The organism is Azohydromonas caseinilytica (assembly GCF_012927045.1).
GTDB classification, from domain to species: Bacteria; Pseudomonadota; Gammaproteobacteria; order Burkholderiales; family Burkholderiaceae_C; genus Azohydromonas; species Azohydromonas caseinilytica.
Window position 1 is genome coordinate 116,920 of the sequence record NZ_JABBFW010000002.1, and the last position, 18,306, is coordinate 135,225.

Genomic DNA, 18,306 nt, shown 5'->3' on the forward strand with positions numbered 1-18,306 from the left:
GTATCGAAGGGCGAATCCGACAGGCTGCAGTGCCCGCCCGGGCTTCGATACCTCAGCCCGAACGGGCTCATAGAGGCCTGCCACCGAATGAAAGGAGTTCCGACATGAGCCTGCCGCCCTTTGCCCGTTCCGAGGCCTTCACGCTGGGCGTGGAGCTGGAGCTGCAGATCGTCAGCCGCCACGACTACGACCTCACGCCCGGCTCGGACGACCTGCTGCGCCTCATCGGGCGCCACAAGCTGGCCGCCGACGTCAAGCCCGAGATCACCAGCAGCATGATCGAGCTCTCCACCGGCGTGTGCCACAGCCACCCGCAGGCGCTGGCGCAGCTGCGCGAGGTGCGCGACGCGCTGGTGGACTGCGCCCAGCAGCAGAACCTGCGCCTGTGCGGCGGCGGCACGCACCCGTTCCAGGACTGGAGCCGCCGGCGCATCTACGACACGCCGCGCTACCGCCAGGTCTCCGAGCTCTACGGCTACCTCAGCAAGCAGTTCACCGTCTTCGGCCAGCACGTGCACATCGGCTGTCCCGACGCGGACCAGGCGCTGTGGCTGCTGCACGCGCTGCAGCGCTACATCCCGCACGCCATCGCGCTGTCGGCCTCCTCGCCCTACGTGCAGGGCAGCGACACCGGCTTCCAGTCAGCCCGGCTGAACTCGGTGTTCGCCTTCCCGCTGTCCGGGCGCGCGCCCTACGTGCTGACCTGGGAGGAGTTCAAGACCTTCTTCGGGAAGATGCACCACACCGGCGTGGTCGAGTCCATGAAGGATTTCTACTGGGACATCCGGCCCAAGCCCGAGTACGGGACGATCGAGGTGCGGGTGATGGACACGCCGCTGACCATCGAGAAGGCGGCGGCCATCGCGGCCTACCTGCAGTGCGTGGCGCGGCGCCTGGTGCTGGAAAAACCGTTCCAGCCGCAGGAGGACGACTACCTGGCCTACACCTACAACCGCTTCCAGGCCTGCCGCTTCGGGCTGGAGGGCGAGGTGGTGGACGCGCGCAGCGCCGAGCGCCAGTCGCTGCGGGCGCAGATCGCGCAGACGCTCAAGGAGGTGGAGTCGCACGCCATCGAGCTGCAGGCCGAGCCAGCGCTGCTGCTGCTGCGCGACATGCTCGGCCGCGACGACGGCAGCGACGCCGCCTGGCTGCGCGCGGTGCAGGCGCACGAGCAGTACCTGCCCGAGGTCGTGCGCCGGCAATGCCTGCGCTTCGAGGGAAGGGCGGCGACGCTGTGACGCCGGCCTTCCATTCGTGAAATGACCCGTTCGCACTGAGGTATCGAAGTGCGAAGCCGTCAGGCTGCGATGGCGGCACCACGGTGAGAGCCGTTCACCCTTCGATACCTCAGGGCGAACGGAAAGCTCGTTACGGGCAAGCGGGTTATTGGGCCGGCCCCTGCAGCCGGTCGCGCCGCGCCAGCGCGGGGAAGAACCTGAACCACAGCCCCACCACCAGCAGCGTGCCCGCGCCGCCCAGCAACACCGAGCCCACCGGGCCGAACGCGGCGGCGGTGGCGCCGGACTCGAACTCGCCGAGCTGGTTGCTCGCGCCGATGAAGATGGAGTTGGCCGCCGCGACCCGGCCGCGCATCTCGTCGGGCGTGTCCAACTGCACCAGGGTCTGGCGGATCACGACGCTGACCATGTCGGCCCCGCCCGAGACGAACAGCGCCATGAAGGAGAGCGCGAAGCTGGTGGAGGCGCCGAACACCAGCATCGACATCCCGTACACGCCCACGGCCAGCAGCATCTTGCGGCCCACGCCGCGCTCGATGGGCGCGCGCGTCAGCCACACCGACACCAACAGCGCGCCCACCGCCGGCGCCGCGCGCAGCAGGCCCAGGCCCCAGGGCCCGGTGTGCAGCACGTCGCGCACGAAGATCGGCAGCAGCGCCGTGGCGCCGCCCAGCAGCACGGCGAACAGGTCCAGCGACAGTGCGCCCAGGATCGCCTGGCGCTGCCAGATGAAGCGCAGGCCTGCCAGCATCGAGCTCCAGCTCGCCGGCTCGCGCTGCGCCGCTCGCGCCACCGGCGTGATGCGCAGGATCAGCACGCAGCCCAGCGCGAACAGCGCCGCGCACACGCCGTAGACCACCGTGGCCCCGGCGGCGTACAGGAAGCCGCCCAGCGCCGGCCCGGCCACCACCGCCGCCTGCATCGCGCCGGAGCTGAAGGCCAGCGCCCGCGGCAGCACCGCCGCCGGCACCAGCGTGGGCGCCAGCGCCTGCTGCGAAGGCATCTGGAAGGCGCGCGCCACGCCCAGCAGCAGCGACAGGCCCAGGATCAGCTCGCGGCCGACCCAGCCGCCGGCCGTGCCCAGCGCCAGCGCCAGGCCCACCACGAGCTGCAGCGCCAGGCACAGCGTCAGCAGCCAGCGCCGGTCGTGGCGGTCCACGATGTGGCCGGCGGGCAGCGTCAGCACCAGCGCCGGCAGGAACTGCAGCAGGCCGACCAGGCCCAGGTCCCAGGCGCTGCCGGTGATCTCGTACATCTGCCAGCCCAGCGCCACCATCAGCATCTGCGCCGCCGTGGTGCCGGCCAGGCGTCCCCACCAGAACAGCATGAAGGAACGGAAAGAGCGCAGCGGCGAGTCGGACGCGGAGACGGTGGGCGAAACGGCGGTCATGGAGCGCAGCCGCCTCGGAAAGCGGCCGAAAGACGATCAGGGGGTGCTTACTGGAAAGCGGGCGGACCGGGCGGGCGGTCGCCGCGATGCCTGCGCGCGGCAGGGGCATGAGCCCAACCAGCTTACGCGAAACGCCCGGGCCGGCTAGGGTAGGGGGCATGACAACGCCCGACGCCACCGCTGTGCTTTCCGACAACAACTCCACTCCCAATGCCGCCATGGCCCGGCTCTTCATCGGCCTGTGGCCGGATGACGCGCAGCGCTGGGAGGCGCGCGCCCACCAGCAGCTGTGGCGCTGGCCGCCGCAGGCGCGCACCACGCCGGCCTCCAAGCTGCACCTGACGCTGCACTTCATCGGCGAGGTGCCGCAGGCGCAGGTCGAGCCGCTGGTCCAGGCCATGCCGGCCTCCTTCGCGGCGGCGGAGCTGACGCTGTCGCAGCCGTCGCTGTGGCGCGGCGGCATCGCGGTGCTGGAGCCCGACACCGTGCCGGCCTCGCTGCAGGCGTTGCACGCGCAGCTGGGCCTGCGGCTGCGCCAGCTGGGCGTGTCGCTGGAAGCCAAGCCCTGGCGTCCGCACCTGACGCTGGCGCGCCAGGCGCAAGGCGCCAAGCCGCCGGTGGCGCCGCCGCCGCTGCACTGGCGCCTGGCGCAGCTGGCGCTGGTGCAGTCCGACGGCGGCTTCTACAAGGTGCTCAGGACGGCCGAGGCGGTCTGAGCGGCCGGCCCGCTCAAGGCTCCCTCACATCCGCCACCGGCTGCTGGCCGAAATCGGGCCGCTCCAGGTAGGCCAGCAGCTTCGCGGCGGCGGCTTGCGGGCTGTCGAGCAGCCCTTGCGCGCGCAGCTGCACGAAGCGGTCGTGGTCCGGGAAATGCGCCGGGTCGCCGCCGCGCAGCTGCACCTGCATGTCGGTGTCGATCACGCCCGGGGCCAGCGACACCACGCGCGCGCCCAGCGGTTTGAGCGCCTCGTCCAGCGCCAGCGCGCGCGTGAAGTGGTCCAGCCCGGCCTTCACCGCGCAGTAGGGCGCGCTGGCGGCCATGGCACGCCGGCCCAGGCCCGAGGAGATGTTGAGCACCTTGCGCGGCACGCGCCAGGGCTCGGTGGCGCGCAGGAAGGCGCGCGTGAGCAGCACCGGCGCCTCCAGTCCCACGCGCAGCGCGGCCGAGAGCAGGTCGGCCTCCACCGACTCCACCGGCCCCGGCGGCGTCAGCAGCGCGGCGTTGTTGACCAGCGCCGCTTCCGAGACCGAGTTGCCACCCTGCGCCGCGAGCCAGGCCTCCAGCCGCGCGGCGGCCTCGACCGGCTGCGCCAAGTCCAGCGCCCATTGCTCCAGCGTGCTGCCGGCGGCGCGGGGCTCGGCCTCCAGCGCCGCGTCGGGACGGCGCGACAGCGTCAGCAGCCGGGTGCCTTCGCGCTGCAGCAGCGCCACGGCCAGGGCGCGGCCCATGCCGCGCGAGGCGCCGGTGAGGATGACCAGGCGGCTCATGACTTCACCTCCTTCACCTCCGAACGGGCCTGCAGCTGCTCGCCGGTGACGAAGAAGCGGCCGCCGGCGATGTGGTGCAGCGTGCGCAGTTTGTCCAGCGCCGGGTCGGCGTCCGGCCCGGTGCCGAAGCGCCAGCGCCCCTGGGCATAGGCGCGCGTGTCGGCCTGCGCCGCCACCACCTCGGCCAGGAACAGGTCGTAGCGGGTCTGCACGTCGGGCTGGGGCAGCAGCCGGCACTCCAGCCAGGCCACGCAGCCCTCGACCAGCGGCGCGCCGGTGGCGCTGCCGGCGAAGCTGCCGATGTTGAAAGCCTCGAACTTGTCGAGCGTTTCGCCGCTGCAGCTGCCCACCGTGTAGGCCATGTCGGCCTGGGCGCGGCAGGGCAGGTTCAGCACCAGCTCGCCGGAGGCCTCGATCAGCTGGCGCGTGAAGGTGCTCTTGTCGAGCACCACCGCGACCTTGGGCGGATCGAAGTCCAGCGGCATGGCCCAGGCGGCGGCCATGAGGTTGCGGCGTCCGCCATGGGCGGCGCTCACGAGCACGGTCGGGCCGTGGTTCAGCAGGCGGTAGGCTTGGGGTAAGGGAACGTCTTGACGCATGGGGCGATGATGCCGCCGCTCAGAACGGCGCCGGGCTGGCGAAGCGCATGACCTCGCCGTGCAGCGGGTGCGGCAGCGCCAGCTCCGCCGCGTGCAGCAGCAGCCGCGGCGCGCGCGCCAGCGCCTCGGCCGGGGCGTAGAGCTCGTCGCCCAGGATCGGATGGCCCAGCGCCGCCAGGTGCACGCGCAGCTGGTGCGAGCGGCCCGTCACCGGCTCCAGCTCCACGCGCGTGGCGTCGTCCTCGTGCGCCAGCACGCGCCAGCGCGTCAGCGACGCTTTCCCAAGCTCCGGATCGACCATCTGCCGCGGCCGGTTCGGCCAGTCGCAGCGCAGCGGCAGCTCGATCTCGCCCCAGCCGGTCGCCGGCGCTTCCAGGCGGCCCGCCACCCGCGCGATGTAGCGCTTGTGCACGCGGCGCTCGGCGAAGGCGATGCTCAGCGCGCGTTGCGCTGCCGCGCCGCGGCCCATGGCGATCAGGCCCGAGGTCGCCATGTCCAGCCGGTGCACCACCAGCGCGTCGGGAAATTGAGATTGCACGCGTGCCGCCAAACAATCGGACATGGTTCGTCCGGGTACGGCCAAAAGCCCGGAGGGTTTGACGAGTATCAACAGCGATTCGTCAGCGTGCAGCAAGGAAATAGCGTCCATGGGGTGCGGGAGCCTATGTGGGCGCGAGCATATATGCCGTGAAAACGCCGTCAGGAGCCCAAAAGCTCGGTGTGTAGAATGGTTCGCGCAGAATTGCCAAGATTGTTATTGCTGGTCTTTCCCGCTCCGCCGAGTGGTGTTCCCCCTGGGGACGAGCCCTTGGCCGGCCTGGTTCGAATTCCCGATCGACGCTCTTGAGCGTTTCTGTCTCCGCCCGTGGGAGACGTGGGCGGGGTTTGACGCTTCAACAACAAGGTATTTGCATGAGCACTCAGCAAAGCGGCATCGTGAAATGGTTTGATGCCGGCAAGGGTTATGGTTTCATCACCCCCGATGGCGGCGGCAAGGATCTGTTCGCGCATTTCAGCGAGATCCAGTCCGACGGCTTCAAGACGCTGCAGGAAAACCAGCGCGTGGAATTCGAAGTGCGCCAGGGCCCCAAGGGCCTGCAGGCCGCCAGCATCCGCGCCCTCTGAGCCGGAACGCCTGAGCATGAAAAAACGCGGCCGCTGGCCGCGTTTTTCGTTATGGGGCCGCGGTCAGGCGCCGCGGCTCAGAAGCGCTCCACCAGCCCGGTCTGCTGCGCCGTCTGCGGGTTCGAGCCCGCCTCGCGCACGCGCTGCAGCGCCTGCTCGGTGGGCAGCCCCAGCGACTTGAGCACGCAGGCCGCGGCGCTGCCGGTGCGCCCCAGGCCGGCGGCGCAGTGCAGCAGCACCGCGTCGCCCGCGCGCAGCGCCTGGGTGGCCTGGGCGATGCCGTCGTGGAAGTCGGGCAGGTCCGGCGGCAGGCCGAAGTTGCGCATGGGCAGGTTCAGCCAGCGAAAGGGCAGCGTGCCCTGCGTCACCGCGGTGCGGTAGGCCGGCGACAGCGCCGCCAGCTCCTCCACCGGCGCCAGGCACAGCACCAGTGCCACCTTGCGCTCCCGCGCCTCGGCCAGGAAGCGCCTGAGCGGCTCGAAGCGCCCGGGCATGGCCGACAGCCACAGCCGCCCGGGCACGTCCGGCGGCAGCGCCACGCCGCGCATCACGGCCGCGGCGCTGCCCAGCACCCGCGATGCGCCCGGCGGCGGCGTGGTGGACGGACCGTTGCCGGCCATGTCGGGCGTGCTGCTCATTGCGCTGGGGGCCTCAGTGGTACTGCTGGATGCCGGCGATGGCCCAGTTGCGGCTGCCGTCGTTGGGCTTGACCAGGTGCCAGACCTCGTCGAAGTCCGCGGCCGGCGCGTCGCGCTCCTCGCGGATGAGGCCGCTGTAGCGCACGCTCACCACCTGGCGGTCGGGCTCCTGGGCCCAGTCCAGCACCTGGGCATCGACGCGCACCACGTCCGTGGTCTGCGCCTTGGCACCGCGCTCCTGCAGGTCCAGCCGCGCCGCGGCGAACATCTCCGGCGTGGTGAAGCTGCGCAGGTCTTCCAGGTCGCTAGCGTCGTTGGCCGCCTGCATACGGATGAAGATCTGCTTGGCGATGCGCTCGAAGGCGGCCACGTCGAAGTCGGCCGGCAGGTTCGGCGCGGCCTTGGGCGCCAGCGCGCTGTCGGCAACGCCGGCGCTGGTGTAGCCCGGGTTGGAGGCCGGCGTGCCGAAGGCGTCAGCCTGGCGCTGCATCGGCGAGGCGTTCAAGCCCGGCGGCTGCGCGTTCCAGTTCGACGCCGTGCCGGCCGCGCCCGCGCCGGCAAAGGCCGGCTGCTGAGCGGCGGTCTTGTTGCCCATGAAGCGGCGCATCAGGAAGCGGATCAGGAAGATCGCCGCCACGGCCAGCAGCGCCATCATCACGAAGTTCGCCACGGCCTCGCCCATGCCGAGGTGGCTGAACAGCGCGGCCAAGCCCAGGCCGGCGGCCAGGCCGGCGACGGGGCCGAGCCAGCTGCGCTTGCCGGCCGCCGCAGCGGCCGCCGGCGCGGTGGCCTGCTGGCCCGGCGCGGCCTGGTTCGGCGCCTGTTGCGGTGGGGGCGTCTGCGGCGTGCTGCGCTGCGGCAGGCTGCGCTGCATGCCCGAGGAGCCGCCGCCGCCCAGCCGCTTGGCTTCCACGTCCACGGGCGTGAACGACACGGCCGCCACGGCCAGCATCAGCGCACCCAGCAGTCCAGTCCTTGTCTTGCTCATTGCTTGTCTCTCTTGAGGTCTCCGGGCGATGGCCCGGGCTTCCGGTTCTGAATGATGGGGGCGTGACAAAGTTCCCCAATAAGGGTGAATGACAATTTCGGAATGTCCTGTCCGAAGTCCGCTCTCCCGTTCCAGCGTCTGGGCCTAGCCGCCCTGGCATGTGGCCTGGCCACCGTCGCCGCCGCGCAAACCGCGGCAACGCCCGTGCCCTCTCCATCGGCAGAGGCCGTGCCTGCCGAGGCGCCGCAGCGGGTGGAGATCACCGGCGAGCGCGTCGGCAGCGACCTGCGCGAGCGGCGCGAGTCCACCGTGGCCAAGACCGTGGTGGGGCGCGAGGAGATCGAGCGCTTCGGCGACGCCACGCTGGGCGAGCTGCTCAAGCGCCTGCCCGGCGTGACGGTGGACGGTGCCCCGGGCCGCGGCGGCAACCCGCGCCTGCGCGGCCTGGGCAACGGCTACACCCAGATCCTGCTCGACGGCGAGGCCGTGCCGCGCGGCTTCGAGATCGACTCGCTGGCGCCGGAGCAGGTCGAGCGCATCGAAATCCTGCGCGCGCCCACCGCCGAGACCGGCGCGCGCGCCATCGCCGGCACCCTCAACATCGTCACGCGCGAAAGCTTCAGGAAGCGCCTCAACGACCTGCGGCTGTCGCTGGGCCTGGAAGACGGGCTGCTGAGCCCGGGCCTGAGCTGGACGCGCAACGGCAGCGCCGATGCGCTGTCCTACACGCTCACGCTGGGTGCGGCGCGCACGCGCAGCGACACCCAGAGCGTGCGCAGCGTGAGCGACGGCGGCGGCGCCCTGTTGCGGCGCGAGGCCAGCGACAGCCGCAGCGAGCGCCAGCGCCTGAGCCTCAACGGCCGGCTGCAGTGGCGGCTGGGCGAAGGTGAAAGCTTCACGCTCACGCCCTTCGCCCTCTACGCCGAAGGCGACAGCCGCCGCCACGTCGGCGTGTTCGACCTCGCCGACCCGGCCTACGTGCGCTCCGACGGCAGCGGCCGGACCCGCTTTTCGCTCACGCGGCTGAGCGCGCAGCGCAACCAGCGCCTGGACGACGGCACGCGGCTGGAGTGGCGCGCCAGCCTCGGGCGCTGGCAGTACGACGACGACGGCCTGCGCTTCGAGCGCGATGCCGCCGGCCGCGCGCTGCGCACGCGCGACGACCAGGCCACCACCACGGACCACAGCTGGAGCGCCAGCGTGAAGGCCTCGACGCTGCTGGCCGAGTCGCACAGCGGCGTGGCCGGGCTGGAGCTGGAGGGCTCGCGGCGCGAGGAGGCGCGCGTCAACCTGCTCAACGGCGCGGCGCTGTTCCCCGATTTCGGCAACAGCCTGCAGGCGCGCTCGCAGCGCGTGGCGGTCTATGCGCAGGACGAGTGGGAGATCAACCGCCACTGGGCCGCGCATGCCGGGCTGCGCTGGGAGGCGATCGAGACGCGCGGTGCGGGCCTGGACGACGCGCAGCGCAACCGCAGCGCCGTGTGGAGCCCGCTGCTGCACGCGGTGTGGAAGCCCGATCCCAAGAAGCGCGACCAGCTGCGCCTGAGCCTGACGCGCAGCTACCGCGCGCTGACGCTGGGCAGCCTCATCGGCCGCCCGGTGCCCAGCACGGACAACTCGCCCACCAGCCCCGACCGCGCCGGCAACCCGGCGCTGCGCCCCGAGCTGGCCACCGGGCTGGACCTGACTTTCGAGCGCTACCTGGGCGGCGGCGGGGTGCTGAGCGCGGGCGTGTTCCACCGCGAGATCAGCGAGCTGGTGCGCAACGAAACGCGGCTGGAGACGCTGCCCGGCGCGGGCGCGCGCTGGGTGAACCGGCCGCGCAACGTGGGCGACGCCACGGTGCAGGGCCTGGAGCTGGAGGCGAAGTTCGCGCTGCGTGAATTCATGGCGCAGGCGCCGGCGCTGGACCTGCGCGGCAACGTGAGCTTCTTCCGCTCGCGCGTGCACGACGTGCCGGGGCCGGACAACCGCGTGGACCAGCAGCCGGGCATGACGGCCAACCTGGGCGCGGACTGGAAGCTGCGCAGCGTGCCGCTGACGCTGGGCGCGAATTTCAACTGGACGCCGGGCTACGTCACGCGGCTTTCGGCCACGGAATTCGCGCGCCAGGGCCGCAAGCCGGTGTTCGACGCCTACGCGCTGTGGAACTTCAACCCGAACCTGGCGCTGCGGCTGTCGGCCACCAACCTCACGACGCCGGACTACCTGCGCGGCAGCGGCGTGGAGGCGGCGGGCGTGAGCGAGTTCTCGCAGACGGTGACGCGCAGTGACGTGGACTGGCTGCTGCGGCTGGAGATGAAGCTCTGAGCCAAGGGGCGGTGCGCCATCTTCACTCCGGCAGTGAAGCTGCCCCCGTCGGCGGCGTGATGCGCACCCGCGTGCCGGCCACGGCCACCACCTGGCCGGCGCGCAGCTTGGCGGTCTTGCGCAGCTCCTGCTGGCCGTCCACCTCCACCTTGCCGGCGGCCACCATGGCCTTGGCGGCGCCGCCGTTGTCGGCCAGGCCCGTGGCCTTGAGCAGCGCGTCCAGCGGGATGAAGTCCCCGCGCAGCTCGAAATCGATCTGTTGCATGCGCATCACGCGCTCCCCTTCAAGTTGAATTCGCGTGCCAGCAGCGCATAGGAGCGCCGCCGCACGGCCGGGTCGAAAGCCCAGGTGTTGATGACCAGCTCGTCGAGATCCAGGTTCGCCGCCAGCGCACGCAGCTTCCGGCCCACGCTCCCGGCCGTGCCGACGAAGGCTTTATGACGCATCGGCTCCAGCTGCTGCGTTTCGATGGCGTCGAAGCCGCGCCGGGCGACCTCGTCGGGCGGCTGCAGCGCGCCGAACACGCCGCGGGCGCGGTCCAGCCGCCAGCGCTCGCGCGACAGCGTGTGGTGCCGCGCCTCCTCCTCGGTGTCGGCCGCCAGCGCCCAGACGCAGATCGTGGCCTGCGGCTTCGGGTGCCGCTCACTGGGCCGGTACAGCGTGCGGTAGAGGTGCAGCGCCTGCTCCACGCCCTGGCCGTCCATGAAGAAGTAGGCGAAGGCGTAGGGCAGGCCCAGGTGCGCGGCCAGCTGCGCGCCGTAGTCCGAGCTGCCCAGCATCCACAGCTCGGGCGATCGCTCCACGCCGGCCCCCTCGGGCGGGCGCGGGTGCGCGGTGATGCCCTGGAGCGTCGCGCCGCCGACCCAGGCCTGCAGCTCCTGCACCTGCTGCGGGAAGTTTTCGGCCGCCGCGTAGGCGTTGGGATTGAGGGCGCGCGCGGTGCGCATGTCGCCGCCCGGGGCGCGGCCCACGCCCAGGTCGATGCGGCCCGGGGCGAGCGCGTCCAGCACGCGGAACTGCTCGGCCACCTTCAGCGCCGAGTAGTGCGGCAGCATCACGCCGGCGCTGCCCAGGCGGATGCGCGTGGTGCGCGCGGCGATGGCGGCCAGCAGCAGCTCCGGCGCGCTGCCCACGATGGTCAACAAATTGTGGTGCTCCGAGCACCAGAAGCGCTGGTAGCCCAGCGCCTCGCAGTGCACGGCCAGGTCGAGCGTGTCGCGGATCGCCGCGTCTTCCCCGGCGCCGGCCAGGGAAACGGATTGGTCGAGGACGGAGAGTTTCATGAGTGGCACGGCGGCGCGGCGCCAAAGAAAAACGGTTGGCCCATCCCGTTCGGGCTGAGGTATCGAAGCCCTGCCACCTGGCTGCAGCGCCCGTTCGTACTTCGATACCTCAGCACGAACGGGCATTCAGTGTTCGTGCTCATGGCCGGAGCGCGCATGAGTGCAAAGAGCCGCCGGGACGGCAGGGCGGGCAATCTAACCCAGCCCCGCTGCCGGGCCCGCGGCAAGTCCCTTGCCGGTGCGGCTTGATGGGGCTCCGGATAATCGCCGCAATGACCGAATCAATCACCTCCGCAGCGGCCGGCCCGGGTTTCGACCGGCTGCCGCTGCCGCCCGCGCTGCTGGGCAACCTGGAGCAACTGGGCTTCGTTTCCATGACCCCGATCCAGGCCGCGGCGCTGCCGCTGGCGCTGGCCGGGCACGACCTGATCGCGCAGGCGCGCACCGGCAGCGGCAAGACCGCCGCCTTCGCGCTGCCGCTGCTGGCGCGCCTGGACGCGGCGCGGCCCGACGTGCAGGCCCTGGTGCTGTGCCCCACGCGCGAGCTGGCCGAGCAGGTGGCGCAGCAGGTGCGCCGCCTCGCGCGCGCCGAGGCCAACGTCAAGGTGCTCAACCTCAGCGGCGGCAGCCCGATCAAGCCCCAGGCCGAGAGCCTGGCCCATGGCGCGCACGTGGTGGTGGGCACGCCCGGCCGGCTGCTGGACCACCTGGAGCGCGGCAACCTGCAGCTCGACGCGCTGTCCACCCTGGTGCTGGACGAGGCGGACCGCATGCTCGACATGGGCTTCTTCGACGACATCGCCGCCGTGGCCGCGCGCTGCCCCAAGCAGCGGCAGACGCTGCTGTTCTCCGCCACCTACCCCGAAGGCATCGCCAAGCTGGCGCAGCGCTTCCTGCGCGAGCCCAGGGAAGTGAAGGCGGCCGAGGCGCACGCGCCGGGGCGCATCGTCGAGCACTGGTTCGAGGTCACGGAAGACCAGCGGCTGCATGCCGTGTCGCAGCTGCTGGCGCATTACCGGCCCGAGAGCAGCCTGGCCTTCTGCAACACGCGCCAGCAGTGCCGCGACCTGGTGGACGTGCTGCGCGCGCAGGGCATCGAGGCGCTGGCGCTGCACGGCGAACTGGAGCAGCGCGAGCGCGACCAGGTGCTGATCCGCTTCGCCAACCGCAGCTGCTCGGTGCTGGTGGCCACCGACGTGGCCGCGCGCGGCCTGGACATCGAGGGCCTGGACGCGGTGATCAACGTCGAGATCACGCCCGACGCGCAGCAGCACGTGCACCGCATCGGCCGCACCGGCCGCGCCGATGCGCCGGGCCTGGCGCTGAACCTGGCCAGCCTCGACGAGATGGGCCGCGTGGGCTTCATCGAGCAGCAGCAGGGCCGCGAGTCGCGCTGGGAAAAGCTCGATGCGCTCAAGGAGGCGCCCGGCGGCGCGCTGCGCCCGCCGATGCACACGCTGCAGATCCTGGGCGGACGCAAGGACAAGATCCGCCCCGGCGACGTGCTGGGCATGCTCACCGGCGAGGGCGGCCTGGAGGCCGGCCAGGTCGGCCGCATCAACGTCGGCGACTACCAGACCTACGTGGCCGTGGCGCGCGAGGTGGCCGAGGCCGTGGTGGCGCGGCTGGCGCAGGGCCGCATCAAGGGCCGGCGCGTGAAGCTGCGGCTGCTGCAGGACGCGCCGCAGGACGCCTGAGCCCGACCGACCCCATCAGAAAAGAGGTTCCGTGTTCCGTTCCCTGTCCGCGTTCTTCGAGCGCCTGGTCGATCCCTACCCGGAAGGGCCGCCGCCCAGCCCGCCCAAGCAGTTCTTCCCCTTCCTGTGGGCCTGTTCGCAGGGCATGCGGCCCTGGCTGCTGGGCATGACGCTGCTCACCGCGCTCATCGGCGCCTTCGAGGCGCTGCTGTTCGGCATGCTCGGCCGCATGGTGGACTGGCTCGCCGGCGTGCCGCCTGCGCAGCTGTGGGAGCGCGAGAAGTGGAACCTGCTGGGGCTGGCGGCCATCCTGCTGTTCAGCCCGCTGGTGGTGGCGCTGCAGACGGCCTTCAAGCACCAGACGCTGGCCGGCAACTTCCCGATGCGGCTGCGCTGGAATTTCCACCGCCGCATGCTGGGCCAGAGCCTGGCCTTCTACCAGGACGAGTTCGCCGGGCGCGTGGCCACCAAGGTGATGCAGACCGCGCTGGCGGTGCGCGAGGCCTGGTTCACGCTGGGCGACATCCTGGTGTTCGTCACCATCTACTTCGTGACCATGGTGGCGGTGGTGGGCGCCTTCGACCTGCGCCTGGTCGGCCCCTTCGCGGTCTGGGTGGTCTGCTACGGGCTGGCGCTGTGGTACTTCGTGCCGCGCCTGGGCCGCGTCTCCAAGGCCCAGGCCGATGCGCGTTCGCTCATGACCGGGCGCATCACCGACGCCTACACCAACATCACGACCGTGAAGCTGTTCTCGCACGCGCAGCGCGAGGCGGCCTACGTGCGCGGCGCGATGCAGGAGTTCATGGTCACCGTGCACGGCCAGATGCGGCTGGTCAGCGGCTTCGAAGTCGTCAACCACACGCTGAGCATGGGCCTGATCGGCTGCACCGCCGGCATGGCGCTGTGGCTGTGGCTGCGCGGCGAGGCCAGCGCCGGCGCGCTGGCGGCCTCGACCGCCATGGCGCTGCGGCTCAACGGCATCTCGCACTGGATCATGTGGGAGATGGCCTCGCTGTTCGAGCATGTGGGCACGGTGCAGGACGGCATCAACACGCTGAGCCGGTCGCGCACGGTGGTGGACGAGCCCGGCGCGCCGGCGCTGCAGGTCACGCGCGGCGAGGTGCGCTTCGAGCACCTGCGCTTCGCCTACGGCGGCGATGGCCACGGGCAGCCGCTGCTGGAGGATTTCAACCTGCACATCCGCCCGGGCGAAAAGATCGGCCTGGTCGGGCGCTCCGGCGCGGGCAAGAGCACCCTCGTCAACCTGCTGCTGCGCTTCTACGACGTGCAGGGCGGACGCATCCTCATCGACGGCCAGGACATCGCCAAGGTCACGCAGGACAGCCTGCGCGCGCAGATCGGCATGGTCACGCAGGACACCTCGCTGCTGCACCGCTCGGTGCGCGACAACATCGTTTACGGCCGCCCCGACGCCGGCGACGCGCAGGTGATGGCCGCTGCGAAGCGCGCCGAGGCGCACGACTTCATCCAGAGCCTCAACGACCCGACCGGCCGCCACGGCTACGACGCCCATGTCGGCGAGCGCGGCGTGAAGCTCTCGGGTGGGCAGCGCCAGCGCATCGCCATCGCGCGCGTGATGCTCAAGGACGCGCCGATCCTGCTGCTCGACGAGGCCACCAGCGCGCTGGACTCCGAGGTGGAGGCCGCGATCCAGGCCAGCCTCTACAAGCTCATGGAAGGCAAGACGGTGGTGGCCATCGCGCACCGGCTGTCCACCATCGCCGCCATGGACCGGCTGGTGGTGCTGGACCGGGGCCGCATCGTCGAGGAGGGCGACCACCGCAGCCTGCTGGCGCGCGGCGGCATCTACGCGCGGCTGTGGGCGCACCAGAGCGGCGGCTTCATCGGCGAGGAAGAGGAGGACGCGCTGCACGTGCTCGGCCGCGCCGACGACGACGAGGAAGAGGTGCCGCGGCCGGCGCTTTGAGGGCGCGGCCCGGGGAGCGGCGCGGCTACACACGTCGCTACCGGCATTTACATCCACTTTCTTGATGTCACCGTTGGTGGCTCAAGGGCGATAGGCCGCTTTCCGAAGTGGGTGACGTACTCCCTGCATGCCCCTTCGGGCCCGTCCCATGGCTACCGCTTGTTTCTTCCTGCCGTCCCGCCTCCGCCTTCGTGGCGTCCGGACCGTGCCGTGCAGCGGACATGGCCATCCGGGAGCGGGTGCATGAGCTCCCTGCTGGGCCGCTGGCTGGACCACTCCATCCGGCGCCAGCTGCGCTTCGCCGTGGCCTGCGCGGCCATGCTGGCGGCGCTGCTGCTGGGCGTGGTGGAGGTGTCGCGCCAGATGATCGACGAGCGCGCCCGCATGCAGACCGAGTCGCTGAGCGTGGCGCGCATGCTGGTGCACCACCTGCGCGCGGCCCTGGTGCTGGGCGACCTGGAGGCGGCCGAGGGCATCCTGCAAGGTCTGGCGGAGCGGCCCGAGGTGCGCGGCGCGCTGCTGCTGAACGATGCCGGCGTGGTGCTGGCGCACTACCGGCAGAGCGGCCTGGGCGAGTCGCGGCGCTGGCAGATGGAGCTGCGCGTGCGCGCCGCGGGGCTGCCCCGGCGCGCGGGCGCCGACATGGCGCTGGAGCAGGGCTGGAGCGAGCAGCTCAGCAGCCACGACATCGCCTTCGAGGGCCAGCGTGCCGGGCAGCTGCTCATCGACTCCGACCTGGGCGCGCTGTGGAGCAACGCCGCGCGCCATCTGGCGGCCTCGCTGGCGCTGGCGGCGCTGGCGGCCTGCGGCGCGGTGCTGATCTCGGCCCGGCTGCGCCGCAAGATCATCGACCCGGTGCACCGGCTCTCCGCCGCGATGGACGAGGTCTCGCGCGAGCACCGCTACGACGTGCGCGTGGAGGAAGACGGGCACGACGAGATCGGCCGCCTGGTGCTGGGCTTCAACGCCATGCTGGGCGAGATCCAGCAGCGCGACGATGCGCTGGCGCGCCATGGCGCCGAGCTGGAGGCCATGGTCGAGCAGCGCACCGCGGAGCTGCGCCAGGCCAAGGAGGTGGCCGAGGCCGCCAACCGCGCCAAGAGCGAGTTCGTGGCCAACATGAGCCATGAGCTGCGCACGCCCATGAACGGCGTGCTGGGCATGCTGGAGCTGCTGATGGAGACGCCGCTGTCGCAGCGGCAGATCGACTTCGCGCGCACCGCGCAGGCCTCGGGGCAGTCGCTGCTGTCCATCCTCAACGACATCCTGGACCTGGCCAAGATCGAGGCCGGGCGCCTGACGGTGGAGAGCGTGCCGCTGGACCTGGGGCTGGTGGTGGAGGACAGCACGCTGCTGTTCGCGCCCACGGCGCAGGGCAAGGGGCTGGAGCTGTTGTGCGGCATCGACCCGGCGCTGCCCGAGCGCGTGCTGGGCGACCCGCTGCGGGTGCGGCAGATCGTGGCCAACCTGGTGTCCAACGCGCTGAAGTTCACGGCCCGCGGCGAGGTGGCGGTGAGCCTGCGCGTGGAGGCGCCGGACGATGCGGGCGTGCCCACGCGGGTGGCGATCGAAGTGCGCGACACCGGGCCGGGCATCGACGCGGCGGTGCAGGCGCGGCTGTTCAACGTCTTCACCCAGGCCGACAGCTCCACCACGCGGCGCTACGGCGGCACCGGGCTCGGATTGAGCATCAGCCAGCACCTGGCGCGGCTCATGGGCGGCGAGATCACGCTGCGCAGCGAGCCGGGCCAGGGCGCCACGTTCACGCTGCGGCTGCCGCTGCGCCCGCTGCCCGGCGAGGCTCCGCGCGCCGGCCCGGAGGGCAGCCTGCAGGGGCTGAGCGTGCTGCTGGTCGAGGACAACGCCACGGCGTGCGACGTGCTGGCCGCCTACCTGGCGCAATGGGGCGTGTGGGTCGAGCCGGTGGCCGACGCGGCGCAGGCGCAGGCGCGGCTGGCGCAGGCCGCCGCGCGGGGCGAGCGCTTCGACCTGCTGCTCACCGACCACCGCGGCCCCGCGCTGGATGGCCTGGCGCTGGCGCGCGCGGTGCATGCCGAGCCGGCTTGGGCCGGGCTGCCGGTGGCGGTGCTGAGCCCGCTGGCCACCGAGGCCGGCGGCGAGAGCGCCGACGGGCTGGTGCGCTGGCTGTCCAAGCCGGTGCGCCGGCAGGCGCTGTACGGGCTGCTGCAGTCGCTGGGCGCGCCCGGCCAGGTGGCGCCCCCGGTGGCGCCGCCGCCGCTGCCCTCGCTGCCCGCCGGCGGCCTGCGCGTGCTGCTGGCCGAGGACAACGAGATCAACCAGATCCTGGCCCAGGCGCACCTGGAGGCGCTGGGCTGCGAGGTGACGCTGGCGGCCAACGGGCTGGAGGCGCTGGAGCACTGGCAGGCGGGCCCGCACGACCTGGTGCTGATGGACTGCCAGATGCCCGAGCTCGATGGCTACCAGGCCACGCGCCGCCTGCGCGAGATCGAGCGCATGGAGCCCGGCCGCCGGCGCACGCCCATCGTGGCGCTGACCGCCAACGCCATGGAGGGCGACCGCGAGCGCTGCCTGGGCGCCGGCATGGACGACTACCTGAGCAAGCCCTTCACGCGCGAGGCGCTGGGCGCGGTGATCGAGCGCGGCATCGCCCGCGCCCGGGCCCATGGCGGCAACCTGCCGCCGCATGCCGAGCCCTGGGGGCCGGAGCGCGAGGCGGCCTGAACCGGACCCGGGAGGGTCCCGCCCGGGAAGGCATTTCGGGGATTGAACTTTTGCCGCACTGCACAATAGACGGTTTGCGGCCGGCGGCCGAGCAGCAAAGGAAGGGAAGCGCATGCGGTACGTCGTGTTCAACCAGAAGGGCGGGGTGGGCAAGTCCACCATCACCTGCAACCTGGCGGCCATCAGCGCGCACCAGGGGCTGCGCACCCTGGTGGTGGACCTGGACCCGCAGGGCAACTCCACGCACTACCTGCTGGGCGACGCCGTGCCCGAGGGCACGCCGCACCTGGGCGGCTTCTTCACCAACGTGCTGAGCATCTTCAACGAGCGCCCGCTGGCCGAGTACGTGGTGCCCACGCCCTTCGAGAACCTGTCGCTGCTGGCCTCGCATCCGCAGCTGGAGGAGCTGCAGGGCAAGCTGGAGTCGCGCTACAAGATGTACAAGCTGCGCGACGCGCTGGCCGCCCTGGCCGGCGACTACGACCGCATCTACATCGACACTCCGCCGGCGCTGAACTTCTACACGCGCTCGGCGCTGATCGCCGGCAGCGGCTGCCTCATTCCCTTCGACTGCGATGCCTTCTCGCGCCGCGCGCTGGACGGGCTGCTCGACAGCATCCAGGAGATCCGCGCCGACCACAACGCGGCGCTGCGCGTGGACGGCATCGTCGTCAACCAGTACCAGCCCCGCGCCAACCTGCCGCAGCAGCTGGTGCGCCAGCTCGTCGAGGAAGGGATGCCGGTGCTGCAGCCCTACCTGAGCGCCTCGGTGAAGATCCGCGAGTCCCACCAGCGCGCGCAACCCATGGTGCACCTGGACCCGAGGCACAAGCTCACCCAGGAATTCCAGCAGCTGCACGAGGCGCTGCCGGGGTGATTCGACGGCTCCATTGGGTTG

At 71.8% G+C, this 18,306-nt stretch carries 16 protein-coding genes; 8 read left to right on the plus strand and 8 right to left on the minus strand.

The window, feature by feature from the left end:
* The first annotated feature begins 104 nt into the window (after positions 1–104).
* Positions 105–1,238: a YbdK family carboxylate-amine ligase gene (locus HHL10_RS03675; protein ID WP_169158997.1), complete on the plus strand. Its 1,134-nt coding sequence runs from the start codon at positions 105–107 to the stop codon at positions 1,236–1,238.
* 145 nt (positions 1,239–1,383) lie between these two features.
* Here the strand turns inward: HHL10_RS03675 and HHL10_RS03680 are convergent, their stop codons facing one another.
* The gene (locus HHL10_RS03680; protein WP_169158998.1) at positions 1,384–2,628 is read right to left on the minus strand and encodes an MFS transporter; all 1,245 of its coding nucleotides are present in this window, start codon (positions 2,626–2,628) and stop codon (positions 1,384–1,386) included.
* A gap of 158 nt (positions 2,629–2,786) precedes the next feature.
* Here HHL10_RS03680 and thpR point away from each other — a divergent pair, with 158 nt between their 5' ends.
* Complete coding sequence (thpR, locus tag HHL10_RS03685; protein ID WP_169158999.1) at positions 2,787–3,344, plus strand: RNA 2',3'-cyclic phosphodiesterase; 558 nt, start codon at positions 2,787–2,789, stop codon at positions 3,342–3,344.
* Positions 3,345–3,357: 13 nt separating this feature from the next.
* Here the strand turns inward: thpR and HHL10_RS03690 are convergent, their stop codons facing one another.
* From HHL10_RS03690 to HHL10_RS03700, 3 genes are read right to left on the minus strand one after another with little or no spacing between them, the layout of a single operon-like run.
* Positions 3,358–4,116, minus strand: a complete 759-nt coding sequence (locus HHL10_RS03690; protein ID WP_169159000.1) for an SDR family NAD(P)-dependent oxidoreductase — start codon at positions 4,114–4,116, stop codon at positions 3,358–3,360.
* Entirely contained in the window at positions 4,113–4,715 is a 603-nt protein-coding gene (locus HHL10_RS03695; RefSeq protein ID WP_169159001.1) for a flavin reductase family protein, read from the minus strand. The genes HHL10_RS03690 and HHL10_RS03695 overlap by 4 nt, the downstream gene beginning before the upstream one ends.
* 19 nt (positions 4,716–4,734) lie before the next feature.
* The gene (locus tag HHL10_RS03700) at positions 4,735–5,364 is read right to left on the minus strand and encodes a pseudouridine synthase (protein ID WP_169159002.1); all 630 of its coding nucleotides are present in this window, start codon (positions 5,362–5,364) and stop codon (positions 4,735–4,737) included.
* 263 nt (positions 5,365–5,627) lie between these two features.
* Here HHL10_RS03700 and HHL10_RS03705 point away from each other — a divergent pair, with 263 nt between their 5' ends.
* A complete protein-coding gene (locus tag HHL10_RS03705) occupies positions 5,628–5,840 on the plus strand; it encodes a cold-shock protein (RefSeq protein ID WP_169159003.1) in 213 nt (70 codons plus the stop codon).
* 77 nt (positions 5,841–5,917) lie between these two features.
* On the opposite strand, the gene HHL10_RS03710 is transcribed toward HHL10_RS03705, so the two are convergent.
* Entirely contained in the window at positions 5,918–6,478 is a 561-nt protein-coding gene (locus HHL10_RS03710) for a protein-tyrosine phosphatase family protein (protein WP_235971063.1), read from the minus strand.
* Positions 6,479–6,491: 13 nt separating this feature from the next.
* Positions 6,492–7,466, minus strand: a complete 975-nt coding sequence (locus tag HHL10_RS03715; RefSeq protein WP_205832900.1) for a Tim44 domain-containing protein — start codon at positions 7,464–7,466, stop codon at positions 6,492–6,494.
* Between the two features lie 204 nt (positions 7,467–7,670).
* Here HHL10_RS03715 and HHL10_RS03720 point away from each other — a divergent pair, with 204 nt between their 5' ends.
* On the plus strand, positions 7,671–9,776 hold the full coding sequence (locus tag HHL10_RS03720) for a TonB-dependent receptor plug domain-containing protein (protein WP_169159004.1): 2,106 nt from the start codon (positions 7,671–7,673) through the stop codon (positions 9,774–9,776).
* 22 nt (positions 9,777–9,798) lie between these two features.
* Here the strand turns inward: HHL10_RS03720 and HHL10_RS03725 are convergent, their stop codons facing one another.
* Both HHL10_RS03725 and HHL10_RS03730 read right to left on the minus strand, forming a co-directional pair.
* Positions 9,799–10,041, minus strand: a complete 243-nt coding sequence (locus HHL10_RS03725) for an RNA-binding S4 domain-containing protein (RefSeq protein ID WP_169159307.1) — start codon at positions 10,039–10,041, stop codon at positions 9,799–9,801.
* A gap of 5 nt (positions 10,042–10,046) precedes the next feature.
* Complete coding sequence (locus HHL10_RS03730) at positions 10,047–11,060, minus strand: LLM class flavin-dependent oxidoreductase (protein WP_169159005.1); 1,014 nt, start codon at positions 11,058–11,060, stop codon at positions 10,047–10,049.
* Between the two features lie 272 nt (positions 11,061–11,332).
* Here HHL10_RS03730 and dbpA point away from each other — a divergent pair, with 272 nt between their 5' ends.
* From dbpA to HHL10_RS03750, 4 genes are all read left to right on the plus strand, one after another.
* Positions 11,333–12,757, plus strand: coding sequence for an ATP-dependent RNA helicase DbpA (dbpA, locus tag HHL10_RS03735; protein WP_169159006.1), 1,425 nt, complete (start codon positions 11,333–11,335; stop codon positions 12,755–12,757).
* 31 nt (positions 12,758–12,788) lie between these two features.
* Positions 12,789–14,705, plus strand: coding sequence for an ABC transporter ATP-binding protein (locus HHL10_RS03740; RefSeq protein WP_375138930.1), 1,917 nt, complete (start codon positions 12,789–12,791; stop codon positions 14,703–14,705).
* A gap of 243 nt (positions 14,706–14,948) precedes the next feature.
* A complete protein-coding gene (locus HHL10_RS03745) occupies positions 14,949–17,408 on the plus strand; it encodes a response regulator (protein WP_169159007.1) in 2,460 nt (819 codons plus the stop codon).
* Positions 17,409–17,520: 112 nt separating this feature from the next.
* Entirely contained in the window at positions 17,521–18,285 is a 765-nt protein-coding gene (locus tag HHL10_RS03750) for a ParA family protein (protein ID WP_169159008.1), read from the plus strand.
* Positions 18,286–18,306 lie beyond the last annotated feature (21 nt).